Origin of the sequence: Allomuricauda sp. XS_ASV26, from assembly GCF_041224615.1 — a bacterium.
In the GTDB taxonomy this organism is placed as follows: domain Bacteria; phylum Bacteroidota; class Bacteroidia; order Flavobacteriales; family Flavobacteriaceae; genus Flagellimonas; species Flagellimonas alginolytica.
Window position 1 is genome coordinate 260,437 of the sequence record NZ_JBGFGK010000033.1, and the last position, 14,978, is coordinate 275,414.

Consider the following 14,978-nt stretch of genomic DNA (forward strand, 5'->3'; position numbering starts at 1 on the left):
GTAGATCTATTGCTGTATCCTTATATAAAATCGTTGCACCTCATATTTGTGGTAACTTGGTTTGCCGGGCTTTTTTATATTCCAAGGCTTTTTATTTATCATATTGAGGCTTGGCAAAAACCGTCACCGGATAAGGAAATTTTATCCGAACAGTTAAAATTAATGACCAAAAGATTGTGGTACATCATCACATGGCCCTCTGCAATTATTTGCACGCTTACGGCCATTTGGCTCTTAATTTTAATGCCGGCATGGCTACAACAACCTTGGATGCATGTAAAACTTGCCTTTGTGGCCTTGCTTTTTGGGTATCATTTTAAGTGTCATCAAATATTTAAACAGTTGCAACGCGATGAAGTAAAGTACACCTCGAAGTTTATGCGAATCTGGAACGAAGTGGCGACCCTTATTCTTTTTGTGGTCGTTTTTTTGGTAGTCTTAAAAAGCGCCTTCAATTGGATTTACGGTATTGTGGGCATGTTTTTATTGATGATATTGTTGATGTTGGGAATACGATGGTACAAGAAAGTGCGGGAAAGAAACCCCAATGCCTAAACGTAAAACTGCCGTGGATATATCTCGACTTGGCTCGATAATTGCGTAAATTTATCATTAAATCAAGCGAGCTTGTTTAGAAAACTATCCTTACGATCACGTATTTTCTTTGCCATGATCACCTTGGTAGTGGTTGCCTCTGTACTTATAGCCGGGGTTACGGTTTACCAATATAAGGAACAAGGGGACGATTACCATAACGAAAGATTGGAACGTAAGGAGGAGCAATTGATCAAAAGTATCAATTACACCTTAAAAGAGACCACCTACCCGGTTACTACCGAAAATCTTCATCTTATTTTTAGTGAGGACATTTACAAGATAGCCAATATTCAAAACGTAAATTTCAATATATACGATCTGGAAGGCAATCTGGTCAAAAACTCAAGGCCCAGTTTTGATTCGAACACATTTGCAACGTGCTTGGATGCCGAGATACTCAACTTTTTAAGAGGAAGTGGAGAAACACGGTTTGTTGAGGAAAAAAGAGCTGCAGGGGATAACTATCAATCCACCTACACCTACATCCACGACCTAAAATTTAAGCCCATTGGTATTTTGCACTTACCTTATTTTGAGGATAACACCTTCAATAATATGGAATTGAAGGAATTTCTTTTCAGGTTGGGAATGGTATATGTGTTAATGTTGATTGCGGCCATAATTCTTGCCTATTTCATATCAAAATACATTACACGGTCCTTGCAGGCGATATCCGATAAAATGAACCGGACCAATCTTACCCAGGAAAATGAAAAAATCTATTTAGATCGTCCGGGCGAAGAAATAGAAAAATTGGTGGATTCGTACAACCGAATGATCGATGAGCTTGAGGAAAGTGCCGTAAAATTGGCTCGGAGCGAGCGGGAACAGGCATGGCGGGAAATGGCCAAACAGGTAGCGCACGAGATAAAAAACCCATTAACACCCTTGCGCCTTACCGTACAGAGTTTTGAACGCAAATTTGACCCCAACGACCCAGACATCCACGAAAAACTGAAAGAGTTTTCCAAAACGTTGATCCAGCAGATAGATACCATGAGCAATATTGCCACGGCATTCTCCAGTTTTGCAGATATGCCGGCCCAACAGAACGAAACCTTGAACGTGGTAAAAGTTGTGAAGCTGGCCTTGGAGATCTTTAACGAGGATTATATTCATTTTATAGCGGACGAAGAGGAAATCGTTGCCAAACTGGATAGAACACAGCTGATCAGGGTAATTACCAATTTGGTGAAAAATGCCATACAGGCAGTACCCGGGGTAGACTCCCCACGAATATTGGTGACCGTTGCAACTGATGGTCCCGAAGTAAAAATTTCGGTGGCGGACAACGGCATAGGTATATCGGAAGAATTTAAGCACAAGATCTATGAGCCAAAGTTCACTACAAAGTCAAGCGGAACAGGTTTGGGCCTAGGAATGGTAAAGAACATTGTGGAAAACTATGGCGGAACCATTACCTTTACTTCTCAAGTAGGCAAGGGGACAGTTTTTTGTGTAAGGTTCCCAAAAGAGCAAAGTACAGAACGGAAAAATTAATAGACCATTTCAAATTTATAGCAAACATGGACTTCGAGAACATTTACATTGAAGAAGAAAACAATTTGGCCACAATTACCATAAACAGGCCAAAAAAATTGAACGCGCTCAACAAAAGGACCATAGAGGAGTTACATGTTGCGTTCAAAGAATTGGAGGAAGACAAGGATATTAAGGCGATTATAATAACCGGAAGCGGGGAAAAGGCCTTTGTCGTCGGTGCCGATATTTCGGAGTTTGCCGAGTTTTCGGTGAAGGAAGGGCGTCAACTTGCCGCTACAGGCCAGCGTACGCTGTTCGATTTTGTGGAAAATCTATCCACTCCCGTAATAGCGGCCATTAACGGCTTTGCCCTTGGCGGTGGATTGGAATTGGCCATGGCATGCCATTTTAGAGTGGCCAGTAGCAATGCCCGAATGGGTTTGCCCGAGGTTTCCTTAGGTTTGATCCCGGGCTACGGCGGAACGCAACGATTGCCGCAATTGATAGGAAAAGGGAGGGCCATGGAAATGATCATGACGGCCGGAATGATAGATTCGGACAAGGCCTTTGGTTACGGATTAGTGAACCATGTGGTTTCTTCGGAAGAACTGTTGCCCTTTTGTACAAAAATTGCAAGCAGGATATCGAATAATTCCTCAGTTGCCATAAAACACGCAATAAAAGCGGTAAATGCTGGTTTTAAGTATGACGCCGATGGCTATTCTGTGGAGATCGATGCTTTTGGCCATTGCTTTGGAACCGACGATTTTAAAGAAGGTACATCAGCATTTTTGGAAAAACGAAAAGCCGATTTCCCCGGATCATGACCATTGGCCTAACCAAGCCAGATCATGAGAAAAATTTTCTTACTACTTTTTTGTACAATTTTGGGCATTTTTGTAAATGCCCAAAAAATGCCCGTATCCTACGATTTTGGAGAAAAATATAAGGATCGCTATCGCTACTCCAATCTAGTCGCCATAGAAGAGGACGACTCGGGAGGATACATTTTGGTCCGATCCTATTACCAAGGGCTCATTCTTAAACCAAAGGGCTATTTGATCGAAAAGTATAATAGCGATCTACAATTGGTTTCCGAATATAACTACAAGCTCAAGGGGCTAGATTTTGTAAACGGCTTCCTTAAAAATGGGCAGTTGCATCTTCTATTTTTAAATTACAACCCGCTAAAGGGAGAGTATGAATATTGGGCGCATAGCAGTCCAACCATTGCTTTTAATTTTAAGGAAAAAAAGTTGCTGTCGATCGCATCGGCAGAAGTAAGCGACCCCGTGGGAAAAAATTATTACAATCGTGATTTTTCACGCGGATTTACCACGGCCATTCTTTTTAACGAGGATAAAACCGGTTTTGTGATCAGTACGCATCATAAAAAAGGAAAGAGCAATAAACATATGATCCATATGTTCGATACCGCGCTCAACAAAAAATTCGAATATGATTTTTCCGATGAGATAGAAGAAAAAAACTATGCCTTCGAGAACGTGGCTTTCTCTCCCGATCTACAAACAGCTTATATAGTGGGAAAGGCCTACTTTAAAAAGCGACGTTTTAGGGTAGACGAAAGAAAGTTCCAATACGAGTTGATCAAAGTATCTCAATATGGCAGCCAAACACAATCCTTTGTGGATCCGGGCAAGTATCCAGAAGCATTGTATCCCGTTCTTAATAAAGGAAAATTGATTTGCGTAGGCTTTTATTCGGATAGAAAGGATAATAGGTACAACGGTATCGCCTATTTCGATGTTGCCCCGAACAGTTTAACGATCCAATCGCAGATATACAACCCATTCTCCCAACAGTTTATGGACGATAAGTTTGGCCGTGAAGAAGATAAGGACATCAAGAACCTTGTTTTTAAGGGGGTTGAAGTAACGGACGAACAAGAGATCTTCTTTAATGCCGAAGAGTATTTTGTTACTTCCGGATTGGAAACCACCGGAGCCGGTCAGCGGATCAAGATAGAACGCTATCACCACAACGATATTGTGAGCGTAAAACTAGATACGAACGGCAATATGGAGTGGGCACGGAACATCAACAAGACCGAAGTTACCCAAGGCGATGGAGCCTATGCCTCCTACAGTTCGTACTGCAAAAACGGGAATACCTACTTCTTTATCTGCACTGCTGCAGAAAACCCACAATTGATCAATAACGAACGCTTGATCTTTAAACAAGGGTTTAGTAGAAACCGGAACGTGTTCATGATCTCTTTGGATCAAAACGGGGTAATGGATTATGAAAAAATAATAGACCAACAAGAAGCAAGATTGCCCCTCATGGTCTCCAAACCACTAAAGGACGAGATGGATGATAAAATGCTTTTCTATGCCAAACGAGGAGGCAGGAAACAATTGGTAAAGGTGGATTTTAAATAAAAACACTCTTTAATCTAGATAAAACAATTGCCCCGTTTCGGGGCTTTTTTATTTTGCTGAAACAAAATAGAAAGAAAATACTTACAATATAAATATTACATCAATTGATAAGCATCATTCATCAAATGGTGGCCTGCCTACGTTAATTAGGGTAAAATCACCCCATTTTCCTACCATACTTTTGGTCTGTTAATAACCCTAATTTAAAAACAAAAAATTATGAAATCTTTAAAATTAGTTGCAATGGCCATGCTTTGCTTGGCAGTAAGTTTAATTTCCTGTTCGGGAGAGGATGGGGAACAAGGTGAACAAGGAAAGCCAGGGGATCCCGGTGCAGATAGTACAGTTCCAGGACCACAAGGTCCAGCTGGAGACGATGGAATTAGCTGTTGGGACCTTAATGGAAATGGTATTGGAGATGCGGATGAGGATATTAACCAAGATGGGAATTTTGATGCACAGGACTGCCAAGGTGATAATGGTGAGAATGGTGTGGATGGTAATGCCAATGTACAAGAGCTTTTATATGGTCTAGAGCTATTTGGAGACTACACTGAATTAACAATTAATTTAAATGACTTTGAGGAAATAGATACTCCTGCTAATTACGCTTTTTTATACTACTTACATGGTACAAACGGAAATAGATATTCAATACCAGGTCATTTAGTGGACAATACCCATTATGCCAGAGTTCATACAAATTTACAGACAGGCACTCTATTTGTTAATTTTTATGATTTGGACAATGCACCATATATGGTTCCTGGATTGGTGTATCAAACTGTTGTTATAGTTGCAATAGAACTTTCCAACGCTGGAAAAACAAGTGAGAATGTTATGGCAGAACTAAAAGCTGCTGGAGTAGACACTTCGGATTACAACGCTGTGGCCACATATTTTGGTTTAGAATAATTTTTAATGGATCTACCCCTCTAGTAGTGGGGCAATCTAACCATTAGCTAAAAAGCCGGACAATTGTCCGGCTTTTACTTTTACTTCTGCTTGTTTTTAGAACTTATAGCTCAATCCTAAAGTCCAATACGTTTGTAGTTCGTTATCTATACTTTCAAAAGTTGCTGTAGGATCTGGCGTTGGGGCATTGTTCAGAACATAGTTCAAGGTTTCTTGCTTGTTGTTTCTTAATCCAAAATCGAAACCAACCCCGATCATTTTCCATAATGTATAGCTAAAAGAGTTCGTCCAGGTCCAGTTACTGTAATCACCGCTCTTGTAACTTTGGAACATGGAAAGGTTGCTCTTAAAACTAACTGCTCCGATCTGTTTGGTGTAATCGGCAACAATCTTGGCACCCATAGAAGATTCAAAAATGGTATCCTCATCACTGAACACAAAGTTATAGTTGAGAGGATGCATTACAACTATTAAATCGGGTATGGGCGTCCAAGTAGCACCAACCCCTAAATCCAAGTAACCTGGATCGTTAAAGTTGCTTAATATGGTAGTACGATATTCCATTAAGCCGGAAATCGCAAATTTTTCGCTCAGTTTTCTACCGTACAATGATGATATATTAAAAACATCTGTAGCCTGTCGGAAGCTATCGTCGTCCGTAGGATCGTCCTTATCATCCAACTTTACCCAAGCAAGGTTTATGTTGGCCGCATTACGCCAAAAGAATTTTTCCTCTTGAAGGTTGGCAAATGCATTAACGGTAAAACCTATGTTTCCGGCAGAGTTATTTGGAATGCCCTGGGCAAACCAATTATTAAATTCGGAAATGCTTCCACCAATAGTTCCAAAAGCACCGATTTTCCATCCGGGAAGAGCATCCAGTTTTGCCTGTAGGGCATCCACCCTTGCCTGAATAGCCGCAATGGAATCTTTTTTCGGGGCAATTTCTGATTTTAGTTCCTCAGCTGTCTGTGCCGAAGCAGACACAAATACAAAAAGGGACATAGCTGTAAAAAACAGTTTTTTCATAGTATGGAGTTTAGTGTTAAGACCCGCAAAAATAAGAAAAGTCACTTTCTAAAGTATTATCAATACAGAAATCAGTCATCAGATGTTAGATTTTTGATATAAAACTCTAGAAATGAGTGTTTAAAGTTGTTAAAGACAATAATGATAATAGGTATAATTCTTGTCAAATCAATGAGCAATGAATACTGCGTTGTAGAAAACAACTTCATCCTATTTCATTTACAAAAATCTTACTGCTTTTACGACTGAGCGATACTTAGCGCGACAGCTCGAAATGACAATGACAGGCTTATTTAATAGATAAAAAAGGTGCTTCACGATGTTCGAATTGACACTGCCCGCTGGACTACTGCCAACTGAAATCTACTTCTTTCTTTTAAACAAGGGCACCGAGGAACAGGCTTCGCCGTACATTACACTTTTGGCCACTTCCTGTATTTTGGTCACGGCCATCAAATAAGCATTTTCGGGTACGGGTTTATTGGAACATCCTTTTATAATCACGGGTTTGTCCTTAAAATCAGAAACGTCCAATTCCTCCAATATTTTTTGATATAAAGCGGTTTCCAAGTATTCCAAACTTCCATGAATCACCTTTTTGGCATAGGGCTGTAGTTTGGAGGCAATCAGCATAAAGGCCCAACCGGGCACTATGGCATCCGAGGAACATTGAAGCGCCACATAGGCATCTTGATAGGCTGTCCAATCATGTTCATCAACGTGTGCACGGAACTCCTTTTCACGTAAAATAAAGCCTTCGTACAGCCAATCCTTAATGTCCAACACCTTTCGCTCTCCCTTTGGATAATAATCCTCTAGGTTGAAAGTGATCAACTTGCTTTGGGCTACTCTATTTACAATTTCTTCAGACATCAGATGTTAGATTTCAGTAGTTAGACCTAAATACCGACCAGTGGACATTTCTAAGAAAACAAAAAATGCATTAGAGCTTTTGATTCTGCGAACGAAACCGATTGGCCGGAGATGTTTTCTGGTGCTTGGTCTTTCTTCCTTTTACCCGCTTTCTCCACAACTCAAAAGACGAACGTTTAAGGTTGCTGCGCATTATTTCCCTTACATCGTTTTCCTTGAGGTCAAATTGATATTCCATGGCTTCGAAAGGGGTTCTATCCTCCCAAGCCATCTCAATAATCCTATCAATTTGTCTTGTGGTCATCTGCATTTGGGTTTGGCTGTGTATTTTACAGGAGCCCGAGTTCCAATTTGGCTTCTTCGCTCATCAGTTCCTGGGTCCATGGTGGGTCAAAAGTGATCTCCACTTCCACATCCTTCAAAACGTCAATGGACTTTACCTTTTCTTCTACCTCCACGGGCAAAGTTTCCGCCACGGGACAGTTAGGGGATGTCAGGGTCATCAAAATCTTAACTTCGTATTCTTCGTTCACAAATACATCGTAAATCAGTCCCAACTCGTAAATATCCACAGGGATTTCCGGATCATAAATGGTCTTGAGCACCTTTACGATTTTTTCGCCCAGTTCTTGTGTATCTATGGTAGTTTCTTCACTCATTCTGTGTTATTTTAACTGTGTTTGATAGGCAACTGCATACAGTTTCAATTGCTTGATCATACTTACCAATCCGTTGGCGCGGGTGGGGGACAAATGTTCTTTTAGTCCAATTTCATCAATGAACTCGGTATCGGCATCAATAATGTCCTGTGGTTTTTGGTTGCTGAACGCCCTGATCAAAATGGCAATAATGCCTTTGGTGATAATGGCATCGCTATCTGCTGTAAAAACCAACTTGTCTCCATCCAGTTCGGCGTGTACCCACACTTTGCTCTGACAACCTTTTATGATGTTGTCGTCGGTTTTATATTTTTCTTCTATTAACGGAAGTGATTTACCGAGCTCGATCATGTATTCGTAGCGCTGCATCCAGTCGTCGAACATGGAAAACTCGTCTATTATCTCTTCCTGTATCTCTTTTATGGTCATGCAATGGTTTTGTTCAAAAATACAACTCGCTATGCTGCGATTCAAGTGTTTAAGATAAAGATAACGCTTTGCCTAAAGCAACATGTTTTTGGCTCGTTTTATACCTTCTACCAGCTTATCCACTTCTTCCTTGGTGTTGTAAAAGCTAAAACTGGCCCGTACAGTTCCCGGAATTTGGTAAAAATCCATGATGGGCTGTGCACAATGGTGACCGGTTCTAACAGCTATCCCCAGTTTGTCCACAATGGTACCGATATCGTAGGGATGGATTCCCTCAATATTAAAGGATATCACGGAAGTTTTATGTACTGCAGTTCCGTAAATCTTGAGGCCTTCGATCGTGAGCAACTGCTCCGTAGCATATTGCAACAATTCATCTTCATATTGGGCAATGGCATCAAATCCGATACTGTTCATATAGTCCAAAGCTGCTCCAAAAGCGATTCCACCGCAAATGTTGGGCGTTCCGGCTTCAAATTTATGGGGCAGGTCGGCATAGGTGGTCTTTTCAAAGGTCACCTCCGCGATCATTTCGCCTCCGCCTTGGTAAGGAGGCAATTTCTTGAGCCATTCCTCTTTTCCATATAGCATTCCAACACCCGTTGGTCCACACATTTTATGTGCGGAAACGGTGTAAAAATCCACATCCAAAGCTTGCAGATCAGCTTTAATATGTGGGGCTGCCTGTGCTCCATCTATCAAGACTGCTGCCCCTACCTTGTGTGCGGCATCAATAATTTTTTCAATTGGGTTAACGGTTCCCAATGCATTGGACACGTGGTTGCAGAAGACCAATTTCGTCTTATCGGACAATAGATTATGGTATTCCTCCATGACCAATTCCCCATCCAGATTCATTGGAATCACTTTAAGAAGTGCTCCCGTGCGTTCACACAGCATTTGCCAGGGAACAATATTGGAATGGTGCTCCATGGCAGACACTAAAATCTCATCTCCTTCTTTTAAAAAGGAAGTGAATCCGGTTGCCACCAAATTGATGCTTTGCGTGGTTCCCGAAGTAAAAATTATCTCGTGTGCTTTTGCAATATTGAAATGCTTCTGGATTTTTTGACGGGCAGCCTCGTAGGCATCAGTGGCTTCTTGCGACAAGGTATGCACCCCACGATGGATATTGGCATTATAGTTTTGATAATAATCGACAATGGTGTCAATCACCTGCTGTGGCGTCTGCGAGGTGGCTGCATTGTCCAAGTATACCAAAGGCTTACCATTGACCTCTCTTTGGAGGATGGGAAAGTCTTTGCGAATTGTTTGTATGTCCAATGTTTTTGTAATCATTAAAAAATAAGATAACCTAATGAAAGTTGAAAAACAGAATTGTTCTGAGTGGAATCAATTATGGTGATTTTTCTATCCAAATTGGACAGTCCATGAAAATAATTAAGCTGTATGGATGCGTTAGTTGCAAAATAAAAGGTTACACCTGCCATAGCTCCGTAATCCAGAAAGAAATCACCTGACCCCTCTTGTGGTACATCACCTTTTGCGAAATAGCCCTCTCCATCAACTTCGGTAATTACATCTTTTGAATATAATAAGAAAGCGATTTCTGGCCCCAAATCCAAACTAAGATTATCCACCAACTTATATTTGAACAACAAAGGAACTGACAGATAACTATTTCTATTAGCATATTTGACATGTCTTTGGGTTAATGGTAGTTCCCCGTTTTGACTCTGGAACTCGCCAAAATCTATTTCATCATTATATCCTTTTGAAGAAAACAGTATTCTTGGTTCCAGAGCCATCTTATCATTTAATGAAATATTTGAAAATACACCCAAATGATAAGCAGTTCGCCAACTATTGTTTGTAAAATCCGTTCTGTCTCCCCTAATGTTGGCATAATTTAATCCTCCAATTACTCCAAAATTTCTTTCTTGGGCATTCACAAATAAACTGCTCGCTAACAAAACAATTGCTACAACACTTACTGATTTTTTCATATTCAATCAAATTTGAATTAATAGCCACATATTTAATTATGCAGCTTTGATTAATAAAATAGAGTAAGGTTGAAGTATTATTTTATAAACTTTGTATCTACAGATCAAAACCCATACGAACGCCGAGTTTATCCGCAATGATTTTATTGATCCTAACTTTTAGTTCAGGGATTCGAACGCTTTCCAATACGTTGTTTGCAAAAGCGTACATCATTAAAGCCTTGGCCTCTTTCTTTGGTATTCCCCTTGATCTTAGGTAAAAAAGGGCCTCATCATCCAACTGACCAATGGTACATCCGTGCGAACATTTTACATCGTCCGCAAAAATCTCCAATTGGGGCTTCGAATTGATAGTAGACTTATTGCTCAACAATATATTGTTGTTCTGCTGAAAGGCATCCGTTTTCTGTGCAATCTTGTCCACAATGATCTTACCATTAAAGACCCCGGTGGAACTATCGCCAAAAATGCCTTTATAATCCTGATGGCTCTCACAATTAGGTTGTGCGTGGTGCACCAAGGTGTGGTGGTCCACATGCTGCTTATCTCCCAAAATGGTTACACCCTTCAAGGTAGAGTCGATACGTTCCCCGTTCTGATAAAAGTTCAGGTTGTTACGGATAAGTTTACCGCCCAAAGAAAAAGTGTGTACGCGCACTACGCTGCTATCCTTTTGTGAAATATAGGTGTTGTCCACCAAGGAGGCTGTAGATGCATCATTCTGTACCTTGTAGTAGTCAACAATAGCGTCCTTGCCCGCAAAAATCTCGGTCACGGAGTTGGTAAAAACTTCGTTCCCCGTCAAACTCTGGTGGCGCTCTATAATCTGGACCTCAGCGTTGTCTTCTGCCACGATCAAGTTACGCGGCTGCAACATCAGGGCCGCTTCGTTACCCGTTGCCAAATGCAGTATCTGGATGGGTTTTTTGGGCATTTTGTTCTTTGGGATGTAGATATAGGCTCCTTCTTTACTGAAAGCTGTGTTCAACGAGGTCAGCGTTTCATCTTTTGATGCCGCTTTGTTGAAATATACTTCGATCACTTGCTGGAACATGGGCTTGCTAAAGGCCGAGCTCATCAAACATACATCCACTCCATCGTGTGTGGTTTCAGATAGATAAGAACTGTAGACTCCATCTACAAATACAATTTTGTATGTGTCTATCTCGTGTAGGAAATATTTTTTGACATCCTTGTACTCCAACGAGGTCTCGTGTTTTGGAAAGATGCTGAAATCTATCTTTTCCAAACTTTTAAGGGATGTATATTTCCAGGCTTCGTCTTTTTTGGACGGAAACCCTTTGCTCTCAAAATTCTTTATGGCCCTGGACCTTTCTTCGTGTACGGGATGGTCTAAATCCATACCATCTTCAAAAGCCAAAAATGAGGAGACTAATTTTTCCTTTAAATCCATTCGTTTTTAATTGTCATTCCTGCGAAAGCAGGAATCGAATTAATGATTCTTTTTCATTTGGATTCCCATTTTCATGGGAATGACAAAACTGGTTATACCGAAGCTTCTTCTTTAATCCAGTCGTACCCTTTTTCTTCCAATTCCAAAGCTAGTTCCTTGGTACCGGATTTTACGATTTTACCATTGTACAATACATGTACAAAATCCGGCACAATGTAATCCAACAATCTTTGGTAGTGCGTTATCACAATAATGGCATTGTCCTTGCTGCGCAATTTGTTTACGCCATTGGCCACGATACGGAGTGCATCGATATCCAATCCGGAATCGGTCTCGTCGAGAATGGCCAATTTGGGTTCCATCATTGCCATTTGAAAAATCTCGTTCCGTTTCTTTTCACCACCAGAAAAGCCTTCGTTCAAAGAGCGTGAAAGAAATTTTCTGTCAATTTCCAACATTTCGGACTTCTCACGGATCTTTTTGAGCATTTCATTGGCCGGCATGTCTTCCAAGCCTTGTGCTTTTCTGGATTCGTTTATTGCGGTCTTCATAAAGTTGGTCACCGACACTCCAGGAATCTCAACTGGATATTGAAAGGACAAGAACACTCCTTTGTGAGCTCTTTCTTCTGGTGAAAGTTCTTCCAAATCTTCTCCTTCCAAGAGAATGTTTCCTTCTCCCACTTCAAATTCTTCCTGGCCTGCAATTACTTCGGCCAAAGTACTTTTACCTGAACCGTTGGGGCCCATAATGGCGTGCACCTCTCCTGCGTTCACCTTTAGGTCGATTCCCTTAAGGATTTCTTTATCGTCTACGCTTGCGTGTAAATTTTTGATTTCTAGCATCTTCTATAATTGTATCCTATCTTATTAATTGTGATTTCGACTTAACTCTACCACAAATCGAATTGGGTAGCTGAGCTCAACCGAAGCTATCCTACTGATCCTTCCAAACTAATTTCCAATAGTTTTTGTGCTTCTACTGCAAATTCCATTGGAAGTTTGTTCAACACTTCCTTACTAAATCCGTTCACGATCAAGGCAATGGCCTTTTCGGTATCGATCCCCCTTTGGTTACAATAGAAAATTTGGTCCTCTCCAATTTTACTGGTGGTAGCCTCGTGCTCTATCTGTGCCGATTTGTTTTTGGCCTCGATGTAGGGGAATGTGTGCGCTCCACAACGGTTGCCCATCAACAGGGAATCACATTGCGAAAAGTTTCTGGCGTTTTCGGCCCTGCTGTTTACTTGAACCAGGCCTCGGTAACTATTTTGTGATTGTCCGGCGGATATTCCTTTGGAAATTATTGTACTCTTGGTGTTTTTTCCCAAGTGGATCATTTTGGTCCCGGTATCCGCTTGCTGAAAATTATTGGTCACGGCAATGGAATAGAACTCACCTATTGAGTTGTCTCCTTTTAATACACATGATGGGTATTTCCAAGTTACGGCCGATCCTGTTTCCACTTGTGTCCAGGAAATCTTGGCATTTTTTTCACAGATCCCTCGCTTGGTCACAAAATTGAACACCCCTCCTTTACCTTCACTATTGCCCGGGTACCAATTTTGTACGGTAGAATATTTGATCTCGGCATCGTCCAAGGCGATAAGCTCTACAACCGCTGCGTGCAGTTGGTTCTCGTCGCGGGAAGGTGCGGTACAGCCTTCCAAATAGCTTACATAGCTGCCTTCATCCGCCACCACCAAGGTTCTTTCGAACTGTCCTGTTCCCGCTTGGTTGATACGGAAATAAGTGGAAAGCTCCATGGGACATCTTACTCCTTTTGGGATATAACAGAATGACCCATCGGAGAATACGGCGGAGTTCAACGCTGCATAAAAATTATCTTTTTTGGGCACTACAGTTCCCAAGTATTTCTTCACCAATTCAGGATGTTCCTGGATAGCTTCTGAAATGGAACAAAAAATTATTCCTTTTTCCGCCAGGGTTTTTTTGAAGGTTGTGGCCACAGAAACGGAATCCATCACAATATCCACCGCTACCCCGGCCAACTTTTTCTGTTCGTCCACGGATATTCCCAACTTTTTAAAAGTCTCCAACAGTTCTGGATCTACCTCGTCCAGGCTATTGTACTTGGGCTTTTTGTTAGGGGCCGAATAGTAGGAGATATCTTGAAAATCGGGTTTTTCATAGGTCACATTGGCCCATTCTGGCTCCTCCATTTCCTTCCAGGCACGAAAAGCTTCCAGTCGCCACTCCGTCATCCACTCGGGCTCCTCCTTCTTTTTGGAAATAGCTATTACAATATCCTCGTTCAACCCTTTGGGCAGGGTGTCCGATTCAATATCCGTGTAGAAACCGTACTCGTATTCCTTGGTCTCCAGTTCTTTTTTTAATTCTTCCTCTGTATAAGCCATATATTCTCTCAGTTAAAAGTCAAAAAGTCAAAGATTGCTTCGCTTTTTAACGTACTTGATATAATTAGCAAGCTGTTTTGAAATGTTGATTACCTGCTTTTTATAATCGACCAATTCTTCAGCTTTAAAATATCCTACCTCTTCCATTAAGTTAAAAAGATTTCTGATTTCTCCGGCCGAACCTTTGGAGAAATAAAGGAACCTTATCAACTCTTTATCCGTTTCCCTTTCAAATCCTTCCGAAATGTTGTTTGAAATTGAAATGGTAGCTCTTCGTACTTGGTCAACCATTGCAAAATCTTCTTTTAAAGGACTTCTCTTCAATAAATCATAAACTTGGCCAGTAAACTTTATTGTTGTTTTGTAAACTTCCAAGTCTTCAAAAGAGCTGTACATTTATACTTTTACTTTTTTAATGTTTAGCTCTTTTAACTCATTTTATAGTGAAAAACTCTCTCCACATCCACAGGTTCGTTGGGCATTTGGATTATTAAAAACAAAGCCCTTTCCGTTTAAACCTCCGGAATATTCCAATGTGGTGCCCACGAGATACAAAAAGCTTTTTTTATCCACGATAATCCTTACGTTATTATCCTCAAAAACCTTATCTGTATCAGCAGCCGACTTGTCGAACTTTAACTCATAAGACAATCCGCTGCATCCTCCGCTCTTTACACCAACACGCACATAATCTGTGGTCGCATTGAAACCTTCTTCGGTCATGAGCGACACCACTTTATGCCTTGCTGATTCTGAAACCTTAATCATCTTACTTGAATTTAATCTAAATAGCTTACAAATATACTGTATAAGTAGTGTTTTACCATAGCAGCT

The 14,978-nt window shown here is 40.9% G+C and carries 17 protein-coding genes; 5 read left to right on the top strand and 12 right to left on the bottom strand.

Annotation, left to right across the window (positions count from 1 at the left end; genetic code table 11):
- Positions 1-9 precede the first annotated feature (9 nt).
- The 5 genes from AB9K32_RS13265 (at position 10) to AB9K32_RS13285 (ending at position 5,396) form a co-directional block, all read left to right on the top strand.
- Positions 10-555 carry a CopD family protein gene (locus AB9K32_RS13265; protein WP_224835870.1) on the top strand — a complete coding sequence of 182 codons (546 nt, stop codon included), beginning with the start codon at positions 10-12 and terminating at the stop codon, positions 553-555.
- Between the two features lie 114 nt (positions 556-669).
- The gene (locus AB9K32_RS13270; RefSeq protein ID WP_224836434.1) at positions 670-2,097 is read left to right on the top strand and encodes a PAS domain-containing sensor histidine kinase; all 1,428 of its coding nucleotides are present in this window, start codon (positions 670-672) and stop codon (positions 2,095-2,097) included.
- Positions 2,098-2,123: 26 nt separating this feature from the next.
- Positions 2,124-2,906, top strand: a complete 783-nt coding sequence (locus tag AB9K32_RS13275; RefSeq protein WP_369885463.1) for an enoyl-CoA hydratase/isomerase family protein — start codon at positions 2,124-2,126, stop codon at positions 2,904-2,906.
- A 24-nt stretch (positions 2,907-2,930) separates the two neighbouring features.
- Positions 2,931-4,481: a hypothetical protein gene (locus AB9K32_RS13280; protein WP_369885464.1), complete on the top strand. Its 1,551-nt coding sequence runs from the start codon at positions 2,931-2,933 to the stop codon at positions 4,479-4,481.
- A gap of 243 nt (positions 4,482-4,724) precedes the next feature.
- Complete coding sequence (locus AB9K32_RS13285) at positions 4,725-5,396, top strand: collagen-like protein (RefSeq protein WP_369885465.1); 672 nt, start codon at positions 4,725-4,727, stop codon at positions 5,394-5,396.
- Positions 5,397-5,492: 96 nt separating this feature from the next.
- Here the strand turns inward: AB9K32_RS13285 and AB9K32_RS13290 are convergent, their stop codons facing one another.
- From AB9K32_RS13290 to AB9K32_RS13345, 12 genes are all read right to left on the bottom strand, one after another.
- Complete coding sequence (locus AB9K32_RS13290; protein ID WP_224835874.1) at positions 5,493-6,425, bottom strand: DUF3078 domain-containing protein; 933 nt, start codon at positions 6,423-6,425, stop codon at positions 5,493-5,495.
- A gap of 363 nt (positions 6,426-6,788) precedes the next feature.
- Positions 6,789-7,298 (bottom strand): DUF2480 family protein, encoded by a 510-nt coding sequence (locus AB9K32_RS13295; RefSeq protein ID WP_369885466.1) that lies wholly within the window; start codon positions 7,296-7,298, stop codon positions 6,789-6,791.
- Positions 7,299-7,368: 70 nt separating this feature from the next.
- On the bottom strand, positions 7,369-7,608 hold the full coding sequence (locus AB9K32_RS13300; RefSeq protein ID WP_369885467.1) for a TIGR03643 family protein: 240 nt from the start codon (positions 7,606-7,608) through the stop codon (positions 7,369-7,371).
- 19 nt (positions 7,609-7,627) lie between these two features.
- A complete protein-coding gene (locus AB9K32_RS13305) occupies positions 7,628-7,957 on the bottom strand; it encodes an iron-sulfur cluster assembly protein (protein WP_100816841.1) in 330 nt (109 codons plus the stop codon).
- Positions 7,958-7,963: 6 nt separating this feature from the next.
- Positions 7,964-8,386: a SufE family protein gene (locus AB9K32_RS13310; protein WP_224835877.1), complete on the bottom strand. Its 423-nt coding sequence runs from the start codon at positions 8,384-8,386 to the stop codon at positions 7,964-7,966.
- A gap of 72 nt (positions 8,387-8,458) precedes the next feature.
- Entirely contained in the window at positions 8,459-9,685 is a 1,227-nt protein-coding gene (locus AB9K32_RS13315) for an aminotransferase class V-fold PLP-dependent enzyme (RefSeq protein ID WP_338197647.1), read from the bottom strand.
- Positions 9,685-10,353: a porin family protein gene (locus tag AB9K32_RS13320; RefSeq protein ID WP_369885468.1), complete on the bottom strand. Its 669-nt coding sequence runs from the start codon at positions 10,351-10,353 to the stop codon at positions 9,685-9,687. Before AB9K32_RS13320 ends, AB9K32_RS13315 begins: the two co-directional genes overlap by 1 nt.
- 97 nt (positions 10,354-10,450) lie before the next feature.
- Positions 10,451-11,767 (bottom strand): Fe-S cluster assembly protein SufD, encoded by a 1,317-nt coding sequence (gene sufD / locus AB9K32_RS13325; RefSeq protein WP_369885469.1) that lies wholly within the window; start codon positions 11,765-11,767, stop codon positions 10,451-10,453.
- Positions 11,768-11,859: 92 nt separating this feature from the next.
- A complete protein-coding gene (sufC, locus tag AB9K32_RS13330) occupies positions 11,860-12,612 on the bottom strand; it encodes a Fe-S cluster assembly ATPase SufC (RefSeq protein ID WP_224835879.1) in 753 nt (250 codons plus the stop codon).
- An 86-nt stretch (positions 12,613-12,698) separates the two neighbouring features.
- Positions 12,699-14,144, bottom strand: coding sequence for a Fe-S cluster assembly protein SufB (sufB, locus tag AB9K32_RS13335; RefSeq protein ID WP_224835880.1), 1,446 nt, complete (start codon positions 14,142-14,144; stop codon positions 12,699-12,701).
- A gap of 27 nt (positions 14,145-14,171) precedes the next feature.
- On the bottom strand, positions 14,172-14,540 hold the full coding sequence (locus AB9K32_RS13340) for a four helix bundle protein (RefSeq protein ID WP_252081074.1): 369 nt from the start codon (positions 14,538-14,540) through the stop codon (positions 14,172-14,174).
- Positions 14,541-14,582: 42 nt separating this feature from the next.
- Positions 14,583-14,912, bottom strand: a complete 330-nt coding sequence (locus AB9K32_RS13345) for an iron-sulfur cluster assembly accessory protein (protein WP_224835881.1) — start codon at positions 14,910-14,912, stop codon at positions 14,583-14,585.
- Positions 14,913-14,978 lie beyond the last annotated feature (66 nt).